Genomic DNA, 15,851 nt, shown 5'->3' on the forward strand with positions numbered 1-15,851 from the left:
TGCCCACATGCCTACCTGCCGAGCAGGGGGACCAGGTAGCGGCGGGCGAAGTCCCGTACGTGGTCGTCGTCTTCGAGCTCGAAGCAGCTCACCGGATTGAGCAGGAAGGAGACCGTGATCCGCACCATCAGCTCGGCCACCGGCGTCGGATCACCCTCCTCCTTCCCCTCGGCGCGCTGTGCGCGGCGCAGCCGGTCCGTGAGATATCCGCGCATCGCGAGGAACGCGGGGCCGCTCTCCAGGGTCAGGAACGGCAGCATCGTCTCCGGTTCGAGGCGCATCAGGCCGCCGATGAGCGGGTGTTCGCGTATGTGCCGCAGGACCACCACGAAGCCCTCGACGATGCGGTCCTCCATCGTCGGGAGCGTGGCGACGGCCTCGTCCACCTCAACCACGAACCGGCGGTACTCGCGCAGCAGGCAGGCGGAGACGAGCGCTTCCTTGTTTCCGATGCGGCGGTACACGGTGACGCGCGAGACCTTGGCGCGCTTGGCGACGTCGTCGACGGTCGAGCGGCGCAGGCCGAACGTCATGAACTGCTCGCGCGCCGCGTCGAGTATCTGCTCGGTCAGGGCGTCGGGCGGCGGCGCCGCGTCCAGCGCGCGCTCCATCATCGAATCCATGAGCCCTCCCCGTCGTCCCCACGCACTCAACCACAGCCATCACACCAACTCGCCGTGGCTACACAGACACTAACTCAATCTCTTTGTAACTACGCCCAGTCCAGGAGGGTTTCATGACGCAGAGGCTCAGCTCGGAGCAGCTCGACTTCACCGCGGCGCTCCGCGATTTCGCGCAGCGCGAGTGCGGCACGCGGGAGCAGCGCGACGCCCTGACCGCCGCGTCCGGCGGCCCGCACTCCCCCGCCCTCTACGCGAAGCTGGCCGGCCTGGGCTGGCTGGGAGTGTGCCTGCCCGAGGAGTACGGCGGGTCGGGCGGCGGCATGACGGACGCCTGCCTCTTCCTGCGCGAGACGGCGCGCGGCCTGGTCCCCGCGGGCGGCTTCGTCACGTCCGTGATCACGGCGAAGGCATACGAAAGGTTCGGCTCGGCCGCGCAGAAGAAGGCGGCGGTGGGCGGAGCCGTCGCAGGGCAGGTCCTCTCGGTCGCGATGTCGGAGCCGGAGGCCGGATCGGATGTGGCGGCGCTGCGGTGCCGGGCGGAACGGGCCGACGACTCGGGCGCCGGCGGGTGGTTGATCAACGGGCACAAGACCTGGATCTCCAACGCGCATCTGGCGTCGTACATCCTCCTGGTCGCGCGCACGGACGCGAGCGGGCCCAAGCACGAGGGCCTGACGATGTTCCATGTCCCCGTGGACACACCGGGGATCGAGATCCGGGGCATCTCCACGATGGGCGGCCGCGAGGTCAACGACGTCTACTTCACGGACGTACGGCTGCCCGCGGACGCGGTGGTGGGCGTCGAGGGCAAGGCGTGGCCGCAGCTGATGGCGGGGCTCAACGCGGAGCGGCTCTTCCTGGCGGCGAACATGCTGGGCCTCGCGGAACGGATCCTCGACGACACGCTCACGTATGTGCGCGGGCGCGAGCAGTTCGGGCGTCCGGTCGGCTCGTTCCAGGCGCTGCGGCACCGGATCGCGGATCTGGCGACGGAGATCGAGTGCGCGCGGCTGCTCGTCTTCGACGTGGCGGCGCGGTGCGACGCCGAGCCGGAGCGCCTCTTCCCGCGCGAGGCCTCGATGGCCAAGCTGAAGGCCACCGAGACGGCGAAGCGTGCGGCGCTGGAGGGCATGCAGATGATGGGCGGTTACGGCTACGCGACCGAGTACGACATGGAGCGGCATCTGCGGGCCGCGGTGGTGTCGACGGTGTACGGCGGCACCAGTGAGATCCAGCGGGACATCATCGGCAAGAGCTACGGCCTGTGAGAGCCGCCGGGTGATCCCTGACCCTGCTGCCCCGCCTGTCGCACGGCCGCGTACGCCTCCCTGACGATGTCCACGACCGCGTCCGGCTCGCGCAGGGTCGGGAAGTGGTCGCTGTCCCGCAGCCGCACGAGGCGGCAGCCCGGGATGCGTGCCGCCATCTCCTCGTTGCAGCGGACCACCTCGGGGTCGTCCTGCTCCCCCAGCGCGAGCACGCACGGCACGTCGAGCTCGCCGAGCCGGCCGAAGGCGGGCGGGTCGGGCACCTGGTGGGGGTGGACGGCGAACCAGGACGGGATCACCGCCTCGATGAGCGCCTGCACTTCGGCGTCGTCCCCGGTCCCCGCGGCGGCCGACGTGCGCTTCACCAGGGCCACGATGCCGTCCATGTCGCCCGCCTGAGCGAGCCGGCCCACCTCGGCCGTGAACTCCTCCATGAGGAAGTCCGGGTTGCCGGTGATCCCGGGGACCAGCAGGGCGAGCCCGGCCACCCGGCCGGGGTCGGCGAGCGCGAGGCCGATGGCCGTGGTGCCGCCCATGCTCGATCCGACGAGGAACGCCCGCGCGACGTCGAAGTGGTCGAGGACCGCGGTCAGGTCCTCGACGAGCGAGAACGGCGCGGTGGGGGCGGGAGACCTGCCGTACCCCCGCGCGTCGTAGCGGATGACCCGGCGCTCCTGCGTGAGGCGCGGCAGGATCCCGTCCCAGACGCGGGAGTCCGCGACTCCCGGGTGCAGCAGCACCAGCGGCGGCGCGTCACCGCCCGATCCACTCGCGCCTCCCGGCTCTCCCGAGTCGTGCGCCCAGAGCTCGCCGTCCTTGACCGGCACCATGAGTTCCATGGTGCGAGCCTGCCGTGACGCCGCCCCGGACGCCAGACCGGTGGGTCGCACGCCCCCGGTGGGACCCGAATGCGTCCCTCTAGCGGCCGGAACCCGTCCCCGCCGCGACCGGCTCCCCCACGATCCTGCTCGCGAGGCCGGAGGCAAGCTGTGAGACATGGCCCCGCAGCTCGGCATCCGCCGCCGCGCGCTCGGCCTCGATCGCGGCCTTGCCGCTCGTCAGCACCTCGTCGCGTTCGCGGGCGCCGTCCGCACGGGCGGCGGCGATCAGGGCCGCGCCTTCCTCCCGGGCCCGCTGCCGCACCAGTGCGGCCTCGTGCCGGGCCTCGGCCAGCGTCGCCTCCTGATCGGCCCGTATGCGCTCGGCCTCGCGCCGCAGTTCCGCCGCCGGTCCCCCGGTGACCCCTTCGAGGATCGTGGCGCGCACTTCGAGCACACGGTTGACGCGGAGGATCATGCGCCTGATGAAGAGGTAGAGGGAGCCGAACAGCACGGCTCCGACAGCGAGGTGCTCGACTTCCGGATTGATCGGCCCTAGCGGCATGGGAATGAGCTGCATGCCGTCGACCTACCCGCTCATCAGTGCGCAACAACGCGCATCTGCACGGCAGTTGAGTGATACCTGCCACGTTCCGGCCCAACGAAGCGGTGGCGCCACCCCGGCGACATGTGGTCTCCGGGGTGACGCCACCGTTTCGGGCCGTCGCTTCAGGTACTGCTCGGCTACTTCATGAGACTCGCGGCCTCGCGGTCCACCCTGCGGCGAATTCCGTACCAGCCGGCGACCAGTGCGGCCCCGATGATCGGGATGAGGTAGAGCGTCTTGCGGCCGATCTCGGGGTCCTTCCACATCAGGCCGAGCACGGCCAGCAGGAAGGCGATCGTGACGATCTCCGTGACCGGGCTGCCGGGGAGCCGGAAGCTGGGCCGGCTGATCAGGCCCTCCTTGGCACGCCGGACGAACGCCAGGTGACAGATCATGATGATCACCCAGGTGCTGATGATGCCGAGGGACGCCACGTTCAGGACGATCTCGAAGGCCTGGCTCGGCATGAGGAAGTTCAGGCCGACGCCGAGCACGCACACCGCGGAGGTGAGCAGGATGCCGCCGTAGGGGACCTGGCTCTTGTTCATCCTGGCGGTGAACTTCGGCGCCGAACCGGCCATCGCCATCGAGCGCAGGATGCGGCCCGTGGAGTACAGGCCCGAGTTGAGCGACGACAGCGCCGCCGTGAGGACCACCAGGTTCATCACGTCACCGGCCGCCGGGACGCCGATCTTGGACAGGACCGTCACGAACGGGCTCTGGTCCGCCGAGTACACCGACCCGGGCAGGAGCAGCGCGAGCAGGATGACCGAGCCGACGTAGAAGAGGCCCACGCGCCACATGATGGAGTTCACCGCGCGCGGGACGACCTTCTGCGGGTCGGCGGTCTCGCCCGCCGCGACGCCGACCAGCTCCAGCGAGGCGTACGCGAAGACGACGCCCTGCATGACGATCACGACCGGCATGATGCCGTGCGGCAGGAAGCCGCCGTTGTCGGTGATCACGCTCAGGCCCGGCGTCTGGCCGCCGACGTCGTGCTGGGTGACCAGCAGGAAGATGCCGATCAGCATGAAGGCGATCAGGGCCGCGACCTTGACGATCGCGAACCAGAACTCCATCTCGCCGAAGTACTTCACCGAGATCAGGTTGATCACGAGGACGACGGCGAGGGCGATCAGCGCGAGCACCCACTGGGGGATGTCGGTGAAGAAGCTCCAGTAGTGCGTGTACAGCGCGATGGCCGTGATGTCGGCGATGCCGGTGGTCGACCAGTTGACGAAGTACATCCAGCCGGCGACGTAGGCGCCCTTCTCGCCGAGGAACTCACGCGCGTAACTGACGAACGAACCCGACGAGGGCCGGTAGATGACCATCTCGCCGAGGGCGCGGACGACGAAGAAGGCGAAGATGCCGCACACGAGGTACGCGACGGCGAGCGCGGGGCCCGCGGAGTGCAGGCGGCCGCCCGCACCGAGAAAGAGTCCAGTTCCGATCGCGCCACCGATGGCGATCATGTTGACGTGACGGGCCTTGAGGTCCTTGCTGTAACCGGCGTCGCCCGCGTCCGCGGGGGCCTGGGACGCATCTGTGCGGGATGCGTCCGCAGCGGCCGTGTCTACGGCTTCCTTGCTCACGTGGGGGGTCTACTCTCTGGTGCCCGGAAAACTCCGGTGTCCGGATGTGCTCCGGTCCACGACACCCCTGACGTGCGTGGACCGACGCGACACCTTCCCCCAGGGATCGCCCGGCATGCGGTGGCGCACGTCACATAGCGGCACTTCTCACATGGTGGGCAGGGGGTGTACACCCGCTGATCGCCGGGTGTACAGCGTATGGATCAGCGGGTGCACGGCCCGTGGGTCACGGCGCGTAGAGCGCGCTGATGGCGTCCTCGTACTTCTCCCTGATGACCCGGCGGCGCAGCTTCAGGGACGGCGTCAGCTCCCCTGTCTCGGGGCCCCACTCCTCGCCGAGGAGCCGGTACCGCTTGATCTGCTCGGTGCGGTTGAGGCGCGCGTTGGCCGCCTCGACGGCCCGCGCGACCTCTTCCCGCACGGCCTCGCTCTCCATCAGGTCGCCCGTGATCCCCCGCGCCGCGGCCCACGCCGGAGCCATTTCGGCGTCCAGGACGAGCAGCGCCACCAGATAGGAACGGCCGTCGCCGTGGACGAGGGCCTGGCCTATGAGGGGGTGCTCCTTGAGGGTGTTCTCGACGAGCGCAGGCGAGACGTTCTTGCCCGTCGAGGTCACGATCAGTTCCTTCTTGCGGTCCGTGAGCCAGAGGTAGCCGTCCTCGTCGATGCGCCCGACGTCGCCGGTGGGGAACCAGCCGTCCGCGTCGCAGGCTGACGCGACACCGCCGTCGGGGAGCAGATAGCCGTCGAAGACGGTCGCGCCGCGCACCAGGATCTCGCCGTCGTCGTCGGTGCGGATCTCCAGGCCCTCCAGGGGCTTGCCCACCGAGCCGAGCCGGAAGCCGGCCGGGGTGTTGATGGTGACGACCCCGGTCGTCTCCGTCAGGCCCCACGCGTCCATGATCACGAGGCCGAAGCCCGACCAGAAGCGCACGATGTCCATCGGCATCGACGCCGCCGCGCTCGCCGTCCACACCAGGCGGTCGAACCCGGCCAGGGAGAGCAGCGGATCGAGGACGTTCTGCTTGGCCTCGCGGTACGCCGTCTCGATGTCGGCCGGGGCTTCCTCACCGCGTTCCACGTACGCCACGCGCGCGCGTACCGCCTCGTTCGCCGTCTCGATCGACTCCTGCTGCTCCTGGGGCAGCCCGGCGAGCGCGGCCCGTACGGACGCGGCCAGCTTCTCCCACACGCGCGGGACCCCGAAGAACTGCGCGGGGTGCAGCTCGCGCGCGGTCGCGGCGACGGCGTTCGGATCCGCGCACAGGTGCACGTGCGAGACGCGGAACACCGGCAGGTAGATGCCGAGCATGCGCTCCGCGACATGGGCGAAGGGGAGGTAGCTGATGTGCTCCACGAAGTCGGGCAGCTCGACGACGGCGTCCAGGGCGACGGCGTTGAGGACGACGTTGCGGTGCGTGATGCGGACGCCCTTGGGGTCACCGGTGGTGCCCGAGGTGTAGACGACGGTCAGCGGATCGTCGGCCCGCGACTCGCGCCAGCCCTTCTCGAAGGCGTCCGGGTCGGACAGCCGGCCCCCCGTGGCGTACAGGGAGCCGTACGTGCGGTGCGGGCCCGCCTCGGCCGCCTCGACGACCACCAGGCGCTCCAGCGGAGCCGTGTCGTCCGTCAGGAGGGGCTCCCACCGGGCCAGCTCGCGGGTGCCCTCGACGATCGCGAAGCGGGCGCGGCTGTGCCGGGCGATGTGCGCGATCTGTTCGGGGGCCGATGTGTTGTACACGGTGACGGGAACCGCGCCGAGGTGCACGAGGGCGAGATCGCTCAGCCAGTGTTCGGGACGGTTGCCCATCATCATCAGGACGTGCTCGCCGCGCCGCACGCCGAGCGCCGCGTATCCGGCGGCCAGGACGGCGACCTTGCGGCGCGCCTCGCGCCAGGTCAGCGTCGTCCACTCCCCTTCGGGGGTGGCACGCCAGGAGAGTGCGGGGCGGTCGCCGTGGTCCTCGGCGTTGCGGAGCAGCAGGGCCGGCAGCGTGATGTCGGCGGGTTCCCCGGGGAGTCGCAGGATCGTGGTCATGACCGCCTCCTGGCGTCATCGACGAAGCAAGTGACTGGGCCGGACGCTTTCACAACAGTGGTGAGACAGCAATACTGTTGCACCTGATCGGTGCACAACTGTCGGTGCACAACTGGGGAGGCGAAGCGCTGCCATGACGATGACGACGACGTCGGACACCGACGAGCCGACGCTCACGGTCGACGAACTGGCCGCGCGCGCGGGCGTCACCGTCCGCACCATCCGCTTCTACAGCACCAAGGGCCTGCTTCCGCCGCCCGTGATCGGCCCGCGCCGGGTCGGTCACTACGGCCAGGAGCACCTGTCCCGGCTCGGGCTCATCGAGGAGTTGCAGCACCAGGGCATGACGCTGGCGGCGATCGAGCGGTACCTGGAACAGCTGCCGCCCGATCTGAGCGCCCACGACCTCGCCATCCACCGCGCCGTGGTGGCCTCCTGGGCCCCCGACTCGGCCGAGGACACCGACCGCGCGGAGCTGGAGCGCAGGGCGGGCCGTTCGCTGACCGACGCGGACCTGGACCGGCTCTCGGCGATGGGGGTCGTCGCGCCGACGGAGCTCCCGGGGGCGTACCGCGTCGACCCGGGGCTGCTGCGCCTGGGCGTGGAGCTGCTCGACGTACCCATCGCGCACGAGACGATCCTGGCGGCGCGCACGGTCCTGATGGAGCACACCCGCTCGGCGGCCGTCGAGCTGTCCCGGCTCTTCCGCGACGAGGTGTGGGGCCCTTACCGCGAGCGGGAGTCGGACCCGGCCCACGTGGCGGCGATGCGGTCCCTGTCGGCCCATATGCAGCCGATGGTGGTGCAGGCCCTGGTGACGGCGTTCCAGCGGTCCTTGAAGGAAGAGCTGAGGGAGTGGCTCACGGAGAGCTGAGCCATTCCCCCCATCCCCTTGCTACACCTTGACGTTGGCCGCGGTGGCGGTCGGCGCCTCGTCCTGCGTGGCCTGCAGCAGCCGCGTGGCGTAGACCTCGGCGAGGACGCTCAGGTCCTTCCCGGCTTCCGCGGGACCGGAGTTGTCCCGGAGCTTGAGCGTGCCGACGAACTTGCCCTGGAGGATGACGATCTCCTGGGTGTTCTTCTCGGCGGGCCGCGTGAACCCGAAGGCGACGCTGTCGGCGCCCTGCGTCGGCCCGTCGACGACCTTCAGCTCGTGCTTGTTGTTGCGCACGTAGCTGTCCCAGGCCGCGAAGGCACGCTGGGCGGCTCTGTCGTTGCGGTACACGATCACGTCGTAACTGGCGCCCTCACCCTTGTCGTCGGTGTGGTAGCCGACCTGGCCGTTGGCGACGGCGTTCTTGCACGTGCCGCCGGGGTCCTTGCACACGGACGGCGCCTTGGCGCGGCTGTGCAGCTCCGTGCCGACGTTGCGCAGGGCGGCGGGCATGGTGCCGGTGGGCGGCAGGACCGCCTTGGCGTCCTGGGCGCCGCTCAGCGAGCCGCCGCCCTTCGCGGCGGAGCCGCCGCCGGTCGCGCCGCCGATGGTGCGGCTGTGCGACGAGCCCGAACCCGACTTGTGCTTCTTGTTCTTCTTCTTTCCCCCGCAGCCCGTCAGGGCCAGCGAGAGGACCAGCACTCCGACGCCCACTGCTCGCGTCGTTCCCCCAGTTGTCAACCGCACAGCGGTCATCCTCCGTTTGTCGTGATCATGCCCTACGGCAGAATACGACGCGGCAAGAAGACCCCCGGTTCCGCCCCCTCAGGGGCGGAACCGCAGGTGAGCGGTTCAGTTCACGTCAGTTGTCGCTGAACTTCTCGCCCTTGTCAGCCTTTTCGACCAGCAGCGCGGGCGGCGTGAAGCGCTCGCCGTAGCGGTCGGCCAGCTCGCGCGAGCGTGCCACGAACCCGGGCAGGCCGCCTTCGTAGCCGTTGATGTACTGGAGCACGCCACCGGTCCAGCCGGGGAAGCCGATGCCGAAGATCGAGCCGATGTTGGCGTCCGCGACGGACGTCAGGACGCCCTCCTCCACCAGGCGCACGGTGTCGAGCGCCTCCGAGAAGAGCATGCGCTCCTGCATGTCCTCGAAGGGGATCTGCGTGCCCGCCTTGGTGAAGTGCTCGCGCAGGCCCGGCCACAGGCCGGCACGCTTGCCGTCCACGTAGTCGTAGAAGCCCGCTCCCCCGCTCCTGCCGGGACGCTCGAACTCGTCCACCATGCGGTCGATGACGGAGTCCGACGGGTGCCCGGCCCAGGTGCCGCCCGCCTCCTCGACGGCGCGCCTGGTCTCGTTGCGGATCTTGCGCGGCAGGGTGAGGGTCAGCTCGTCCATCAGGGAGAGGACCTTCGCCGGGTAGCCGGCCTGGGCCGCGGCCTGCTCGATCGACGCGGGCTCGATGCCCTCGCCGACCATCGCGACGCCTTCGTTGATGAAGTGCCCGATCACGCGCGAGGTGAAGAAGCCGCGCGAGTCGTTGACGACGATCGGCGTCTTGCTGATCTGGCGTACGAGGTCGAAGGCGCGCGCGAGCGCCTCGTCCCCGGTCCGCTCGCCCTTGATGATCTCGACGAGCGGCATCTTGTCGACGGGCGAGAAGAAGTGCAGGCCGATGAAGTCGACGGGCCGCGTGACGCCCTCGGCGAGCTGGGTGATCGGCAGCGTCGAGGTGTTGGAGCACAGCAGCGCGTCCGGCTCGATGACGTCCTGGATCTCCTGGAACACCTTGTGCTTGAGCGAGGTGTCCTCGAAGACGGCCTCGATCACTGCGTCGCAGCCCGCGAGGTCCTGCGGGTCGGCGGTCGGCGTGATGCGGGCGAGCAGGGCGTCGGCCTTCTCCTGGGTCGTACGCCCCCGCTCCACCGCCTTGGCGCACAGCTTCTCGGAGTAGGCCTTGCCCTTGGCGGCGGCCTCGGCGGAGACGTCCTTCAGGACGACCTCGATGCCCGCGCGGGCGCACGAGTAGGCGATGCCCGCACCCATCATCCCGGCGCCGAGCACGGCGGCCTTGCGGACCGGACGCGGCTCGATGCCCTTGGGCCGGTTGGCGCCGGAGTTGACGGCCTGGAGGTCGAAGAAGAACGCCTGGATCATGTTCTTCGCGGTCTGCCCGGTGACCAGCTCGGTGAAGTAGCGCGCCTCGATGGTCAGCGCGGTCTCGAAGTCGACCTGCGAGCCCTCGACGGCGGCCGCGAGGATGTTGCGCGGGGCCGGGTAGGGGGCGCCGTTGATCTGCTTCTTGAGGTTGGCCGGGAAGGCGGGCAGGTTCGCCGCGAACTTCGGGTTGGACGGGGTGCCGCCGGGGATGCGGTAGCCCGGCTTGTCCCAGGGCTGCGCCGACTCGGGGTTGGCGTCGATGAAGGCGCGGGCCTTCTCGGTCATCTCCTCGCGGGTCGCGGCGACTTCGTGGACGAGGCCGTTCTCCAGGGCGCGCTTCGGGGAGTACTGGGTGCCCTGGAGGAGCACCTTGAGGAGCGCGTCCGCGATGCCCATGAGGCGCACGGTGCGGGTCACGCCGCCGCCCGCCGGGAGCAGGCCGAGGGTGACCTCGGGCAGGCCGATCTTGGATCCGGGCGCGTCGAGCGCGACGCGGTGGTGGCTGGCGAGGGCGATCTCGTAACCGCCGCCCAGGGCTGCGCCGTTGATGGCGGCGACGACGGGCTTGCCCAGGGTCTCGATGCGGCGCAGGGAGCTCTTGATGGCGACGCCCGCCTCGAACGCGTCGCGCGCGTTCTCGGGACCGGCCTGCATCATGTCCTTCAGGTCACCGCCGGCGAAGAAGGTCTTCTTGGCGGAGGTGTAGATGATGCCGCGGATGGAGTCCTTCTCGGCCTCCGCGCGCTCGGCGATCGCCGCGATGGAGTCCTTGAACCCCTGGTTCATGGTGTTCGCGGACTGGTTGGGGTCGTCGAGGACGAGGGTGAGGATGCCGGTGGCGTCCATTTCCCAGCGGATAGTAGTGCTCTGCGTCATGATGCGCTCCGTGAAGTGTGAGTGGGCCCGGGCGGGATCCGGGGAGGGTGGCTGAGGGGACGTGACCGGCTGACCGCTGGTGGGGGCTGATCGCGCAGTTCCCCGCGCCCCTGAAGATGCGCACTGCGTGCGCCATCTCCAGAGCGCGTATCGGGGAAGGCTGCGCGCAGCGCATGCCTTCAGGGGCGCGGGGCTGTGACATCTGCGGCTCCGCCGCGTGGGCGCGAGCAACCACGACGCACCCGCGGTCGGCGACGGCCCCGGCCCCAGCGGCGCTACACCCGTTCCACGATCGTGGCGATCCCCATGCCGCCGCCGACGCACAGCGTGGCCAGGCCGTACCGCTTGTCCTGACGCTCCAGCTCGTCCACCAGCGTGCCCAGGATCATCGCCCCGGTGGCGCCCAGGGGATGGCCCAACGCAATCGCGCCGCCGTTGACGTTGACCTTGTCCAGGGACAGGCCCATGTCCTTGACGAAGCGCAGGACCACGGCCGCGAAGGCTTCGTTGATCTCGACGAGGTCGATGTCGTCGATGGTCAGACCCGCCTTGGCGAGCGCCTTGCGGGCCGCCGGGGCGGGCCCGGTGAGCATGATGGTCGGCTCGGAGCCGGAGACGGCGGCGGAGACGATCCGGGCACGCGGCGTGAGGCCGTAGCGCTCGCCGACCTCCTTGGTGCCGATGGCCACGAGCGCGGCGCCGTCCACGATGCCGGAGGAGTTGCCCGCGTGGTGGACGTGGTCGATCTTCTCGACCCAGTGGTACTTCTGCAGCGCGACCGCGTCGAAGCCGCCGAGGTCGCCGATGTCCTTGAAGGACGGCTTCAGCTTGGCGAGCGAGTCGGCGGTGGTGCCGGGGCGCATGAACTCGTCGTGGTCCAGGACGACCAGACCGCTGCGGTCCTTCACCGGCACGACGGACTTCTCGAAGCGGTTGTCCTTCCAGGCCGCCGCGGCACGCTCCTGGGAGAGGGCCGCGTACTCGTCGACGTCGCGCCGGGAGTAGCCCTCCACCGTGGCGATGAGGTCGGCGCCGATGCCCTGCGGCACGAAGCCCGTCTCGTAGTTGGTCATCGGGTCGGCGAACCAGGCGCCGCCGTCCGAACCCATCGGGACGCGCGACATCGACTCGACACCACCCGCGAGGACGAGGTCCTCCCAGCCGGAACGCACCTTCATCGCGGCCATGTTGACCGCTTCGAGACCCGAGGCGCAGAAGCGGTTCTCCTGGACGCCCGCGACGGTGTCCGGAAGACCGGCGGCGATGGCCGCGACGCGCGCGATGTCGGAGCCCTGGTCGCCGACGGGGCCCACGACGCCGAGGACGATGTCGTCGACGGCCGCCGGGTCCAGGTCGGGGAAGCGCGCCCGGATCTCGTGGATCAGGCCGACGACCAGGTCGATCGGCTTGGTGCCGTGCAGGGCGCCATTGGCCTTGCCGCGTCCGCGCGGGGTGCGGATCGCGTCGTATACGTACGCTTCGGTGGTCAAGACAGCAGCCTTTCGCAAAGAACTGTGAAGGTGAGGGTGGGGGCGGGCTCAGGCGAGCAGGGAGCGGCCGATGATCTCCTTCATGATCTCGGTCGTACCTCCGTAGATCGTCTGGATGCGGCCGTCGGTGAAGGCCTTGGCCACGCGGTACTCGGTCATGTAGCCGTAGCCTCCGTGCAGTTGCAGGCAGCGGTCGGCGACGCGTTTTTGCAGCTCGGTCGCCCACCACTTGGCCATCGACGCGTGCACGGCGTCGAGTTCCCCGTTCGAGTGATCCACGATGCAGCGGTCGAGGAACGTACGGGTGACCGCGCACTCGGTGGCCATCTCGGCGATCTCGAAGCGGATGTGCTGGAGCTTGGAGAGCGGGCGCCCGAAGGCCTCGCGCTCCTTGACGTACGTCGTGGTGATCTCCAGGAGGTACTCGGCGGCGGCGATCCCCGCGACGGCGATGCCCATGCGCTCCTGCGCGAGGTTCGTCATCAGGTGGATGAAGGCGCCGTCGAGCTCGCCCAGGAGGTTCTCCTTGGGGACGCGTACGTCGTTGAAGAACAGCTCGGCGGTGTCCTGGGACTTCTGGCCGATCTTGTCGAGGTTGCGGCCGCGCTCGAAGCCGTCCGTGCCGCGCTCGACGACCAGCAGGGACAGGCCCTTCGCGCCGCCCTCCGGGGAGGTCTTGGCGACGACGACGACGAGGTCGGCGAGGATGCCGTTCGAGATGAACGTCTTGGAGCCGTTGAGCAGCCAGTGGTCGCCCTGGTCCGTGGCGGTGGTGCGGATGCCCTGGAGGTCGGAGCCCGCGCCCGGCTCGGTCATCGCGATGGCCGTGATGATCTCGCCGGAACAGAAGCCGGGCAGCCAGCGCCGCTTCTGGTCCTCGGTGGCCAGGGAGGTCAGGTACGGGCCGATGATGTCGTTGTGCAGGCCGAGCGCGAGCCCGGAGGCTCCCGCGCGCGTGAACTCCTCGGCGAGGACGGCGCTGTAGCGGAAGTCTTCGTTCCCGCCGCCTCCGTACTCCTCGGGCACGGCGAGCCCGAGGAGCCCCTGCTTGCCCGCGGCGCGCCAGGCGTCACGGCTGACGATCCCGTCCTTCTCCCACTCCTCGTAGTGGGGCAGCACCTCCTTGGCCAGGAAGGTGCGGACGGTCTCGCGGAACGCCTCGTGTTCGGCGGAGAAGATCTGTCGCTTCACGTACGGCCTCCTAGAGCCAGCCCTTGACGGTCTCGATCAACGTGGCCGGCTCGGGGCCGACGGGAATGACGTTGAGCATGTCGACGCCCGCCTCGCGGAAGGCCTCGACGCGCTCGCGGACGTAGCTCTCCGGGCCGCACAGCGACATGAGCTCGCAGAACTCGGCCGGGACGGCGGCCTCGGCCTCCTTCTTCTTGCCCGAGAGATACAGCTCCTGGATGAGCTTGGCTTCCTTCTCGTAGCCGTACGCGACCGCGAGGTCGTTGTAGAAGTTCTTCCCCACAGCTCCCATGCCGCCTACGTAGAGGGCGATCTGGGGCCGGGCGAAATCCCGTACGGCCGCCGCGTCGTCACCGATGGCGAGCAGTCCGCCCGCGACCGTCTGCAACGGACCGAGCGCCGGATCGCGCTTCTCCTTGCCCTCGGCGAGCGGAGCGCCCCACACCTGGTGGGCCTTCTCCGGAATGAACAGGGTGGGCAGCCAGCCGTCGGCGATCTCGGCGGTCATGCGGACGTTGGCCGGGCCCAGAGAAGCGACGTACAGCGGCACTTCGGAACGCACCGGCTTGGTGAGGATCTTGAGCGGCTTGCCCAGCTTGCCGCCCTTCTCCTCGGGCAGCGGCATGTCCGTGATGCCGTGGTGGTCGATGACCTCGCGGCGCAGGATGCGGCGGGTCAGCTCGATCGCCTCGCGGGTGCGGGCCAGGGGCTTGTCGTACGGCTTTCCGTGCCAGCCCTCGACGACCTGCGGGCCCGACGCTCCGAGCCCGATGATCGCGCGGCCACCGGAGATCGCGTCGAGTCCGGCTGCTGTCTGGGCGATGAGGGCGGGGGTGCGCGAGTAGACGTTGAGGATCGCGGCGCCGATCTTCATACGCTCGGTGCGCGCGGCCAGGTAGCCCATGATGGTGGGCGAGTCGAAGCCGTAGGCCTCCGCCACCCAGACGGCGTCCAGACCGGCGGACTCCAGGACCGCCACGTCGTCGGCGGCCTGTCGCGGGTCGCCCGCGTAGGCGAGAGGTGCGGAGAGTTGCATCAGTCGTCTTCCTTCGTGGGGATGCTCATCAGGGCCGGTACGTCCCAGTCGCGGGCCACGTCCTCGGTGTCCGCGCCGGGCTGTGCGGGGCCGCTGCGGACGTCCGTCGGGGTCGCGGAGAAGCGGGGCGCGGGGGCGGGCTGGGTGATGCCGCCGTGGTCGACGAAGGTGCCGCGGGCGGCGAGATGGGGGTGGCCGGGGGCCTCGGACAGCGAGAGCACGGGCGCGACGCACGCGTCGGAGCCCTCGAAGACGGCCGTCCACTCCTCGCGCGTGCGCGCCTTGAAGCGGGCGGCGACCGCCTCGCGCAGCTCGCCCCAGCGGGCGAGGTCCTTGCGCGCGGGCGCCTGTCCCGTCAGGCCGAGCAGCTCGATGAACTCGTCGTAGAACTGCTGCTCAAGGGCGCCGACGGCCATGTAACCGCCGTCGGCCGTTTCGTAGTTGCCGTAGAACGGGCAGCCGCCGTCCAGGAGGTTGGCGCCGCGCCGGTCCTGCCAGCCGCCGGCCGCGAGCATGCCGTGGATCATGGACGTGAGGTGTGCGGTGCCGTCGACGATCGCGGCGTCCACGACCTGGCCGCTGCCGTGCTCGCGCGCGTGGTGCAGGGCCGCGAGGATGCCGACGACGAGGTAGAGCGAGCCGCCCGCGTAGTCGCCGACGAGGTTGGCGGGGACGGTGGGCGGCTCGCCGGGGTTGCCGATCATGCCGAGGGTGCCGGTGATCGCGATGTACGCGATGTCGTGTCCGGCGCGCTGGGCGAGCGGGCCCTCCTGGCCCCAGCCGGTCATCCGTCCGTAGACGAGCTTCGGGTTGCGGGCGTGACAGTCCGCGGGCCCGACGCCGAGGCGCTCGGCGACGCCGGGGCGGTAGCCCTCGATGAGGACGTCGGCGCGGTCGACCAGGTCGAGGACGCGGTCCGCGCCGTCCGCCGCCTTGAGGTCGACGATCACGGAGCGTTTGTTGCGGTTGGTGACGTCGTACTCGGGATTGATCGCGAGACCGCCGCCGCCCGGTCGGTCGACGCGCACGACGTCGGCGCCGAGGTCGGCGAGGAGCATGGCCGCGAACGGGCCGGGCCCGATGCCCGCCAGCTCGACCACGCGCACCCCGGCGAGCGGTCCGCGAACGCCCTTGTCCGGCACTGCCATTGAGCCCCCAGCGCTATGACACAACTGATGTAACACCAGTGATGCTAAGAACGTGTTCCACTCCGCACAAGACCCTAGCAAGCAAGCGCTTAGACAAATCCGGGGACAGGCGGTGCGGCGACTAGCCTG

At 70.0% G+C, this 15,851-nt stretch carries 13 protein-coding genes; 2 read left to right on the plus strand and 11 right to left on the minus strand.

Going from position 1 to position 15,851, the window contains the following annotated elements:
• Window positions 1-11: 11 nt before the first annotated feature.
• On the minus strand, window positions 12-623 hold the full coding sequence (locus tag ABZ833_RS10100) for a TetR family transcriptional regulator (RefSeq protein WP_361043682.1): 612 nt from the start codon (window positions 621-623) through the stop codon (window positions 12-14).
• Window positions 624-736: 113 nt separating this feature from the next.
• Here ABZ833_RS10100 and ABZ833_RS10105 point away from each other — a divergent pair, with 113 nt between their 5' ends.
• Window positions 737-1,891: an acyl-CoA dehydrogenase family protein gene (locus tag ABZ833_RS10105; RefSeq protein ID WP_361043685.1), complete on the plus strand. Its 1,155-nt coding sequence runs from the start codon at window positions 737-739 to the stop codon at window positions 1,889-1,891.
• Here ABZ833_RS10105 and ABZ833_RS10110 read toward each other — a convergent pair.
• The 4 genes from ABZ833_RS10110 to ABZ833_RS10125 all read right to left on the minus strand — a co-directional run bounded on the left by ABZ833_RS10110 (window position 1,879) and on the right by ABZ833_RS10125 (window position 6,949).
• Complete coding sequence (locus tag ABZ833_RS10110; protein WP_361043688.1) at window positions 1,879-2,730, minus strand: alpha/beta hydrolase; 852 nt, start codon at window positions 2,728-2,730, stop codon at window positions 1,879-1,881. The genes ABZ833_RS10105 and ABZ833_RS10110 overlap by 13 nt on opposite strands.
• A gap of 79 nt (window positions 2,731-2,809) precedes the next feature.
• Window positions 2,810-3,289 (minus strand): hypothetical protein, encoded by a 480-nt coding sequence (locus ABZ833_RS10115; protein ID WP_361043691.1) that lies wholly within the window; start codon window positions 3,287-3,289, stop codon window positions 2,810-2,812.
• A gap of 164 nt (window positions 3,290-3,453) precedes the next feature.
• Complete coding sequence (locus ABZ833_RS10120; protein WP_249586494.1) at window positions 3,454-4,911, minus strand: amino acid permease; 1,458 nt, start codon at window positions 4,909-4,911, stop codon at window positions 3,454-3,456.
• 226 nt (window positions 4,912-5,137) lie between these two features.
• On the minus strand, window positions 5,138-6,949 hold the full coding sequence (locus ABZ833_RS10125) for an AMP-dependent synthetase/ligase (protein WP_361043695.1): 1,812 nt from the start codon (window positions 6,947-6,949) through the stop codon (window positions 5,138-5,140).
• 139 nt (window positions 6,950-7,088) lie between these two features.
• Between ABZ833_RS10125 and ABZ833_RS10130 the strand changes: the two genes are divergently transcribed.
• On the plus strand, window positions 7,089-7,823 hold the full coding sequence (locus ABZ833_RS10130) for a MerR family transcriptional regulator (protein WP_361044755.1): 735 nt from the start codon (window positions 7,089-7,091) through the stop codon (window positions 7,821-7,823).
• Window positions 7,824-7,844: 21 nt separating this feature from the next.
• On the opposite strand, the gene ABZ833_RS10135 is transcribed toward ABZ833_RS10130, so the two are convergent.
• The 6 genes from ABZ833_RS10135 to ABZ833_RS10160 form a co-directional block, all read right to left on the minus strand.
• Window positions 7,845-8,537, minus strand: coding sequence for a hypothetical protein (locus ABZ833_RS10135; RefSeq protein ID WP_361043698.1), 693 nt, complete (start codon window positions 8,535-8,537; stop codon window positions 7,845-7,847).
• 148 nt (window positions 8,538-8,685) lie between these two features.
• Window positions 8,686-10,857, minus strand: coding sequence for a 3-hydroxyacyl-CoA dehydrogenase NAD-binding domain-containing protein (locus tag ABZ833_RS10140; RefSeq protein WP_361043700.1), 2,172 nt, complete (start codon window positions 10,855-10,857; stop codon window positions 8,686-8,688).
• Window positions 10,858-11,132: 275 nt separating this feature from the next.
• Window positions 11,133-12,347, minus strand: coding sequence for an acetyl-CoA C-acetyltransferase (locus ABZ833_RS10145; protein WP_361043703.1), 1,215 nt, complete (start codon window positions 12,345-12,347; stop codon window positions 11,133-11,135).
• Between the two features lie 48 nt (window positions 12,348-12,395).
• Window positions 12,396-13,538 (minus strand): acyl-CoA dehydrogenase family protein, encoded by a 1,143-nt coding sequence (locus ABZ833_RS10150; RefSeq protein WP_361043705.1) that lies wholly within the window; start codon window positions 13,536-13,538, stop codon window positions 12,396-12,398.
• A 10-nt stretch (window positions 13,539-13,548) separates the two neighbouring features.
• Entirely contained in the window at window positions 13,549-14,574 is a 1,026-nt protein-coding gene (locus ABZ833_RS10155; protein ID WP_361043708.1) for an LLM class F420-dependent oxidoreductase, read from the minus strand.
• On the minus strand, window positions 14,574-15,722 hold the full coding sequence (locus ABZ833_RS10160; RefSeq protein ID WP_361043711.1) for a CaiB/BaiF CoA-transferase family protein: 1,149 nt from the start codon (window positions 15,720-15,722) through the stop codon (window positions 14,574-14,576). The genes ABZ833_RS10155 and ABZ833_RS10160 overlap by 1 nt, the downstream gene beginning before the upstream one ends.
• Window positions 15,723-15,851: the final 129 nt, after the last annotated feature.

The sequence above is a fragment of the Streptomyces sp. NPDC047525 genome (assembly GCF_040643025.1).
In the GTDB taxonomy this organism is placed as follows: Bacteria; Actinomycetota; Actinomycetes; order Streptomycetales; family Streptomycetaceae; genus Streptomyces; species Streptomyces durmitorensis.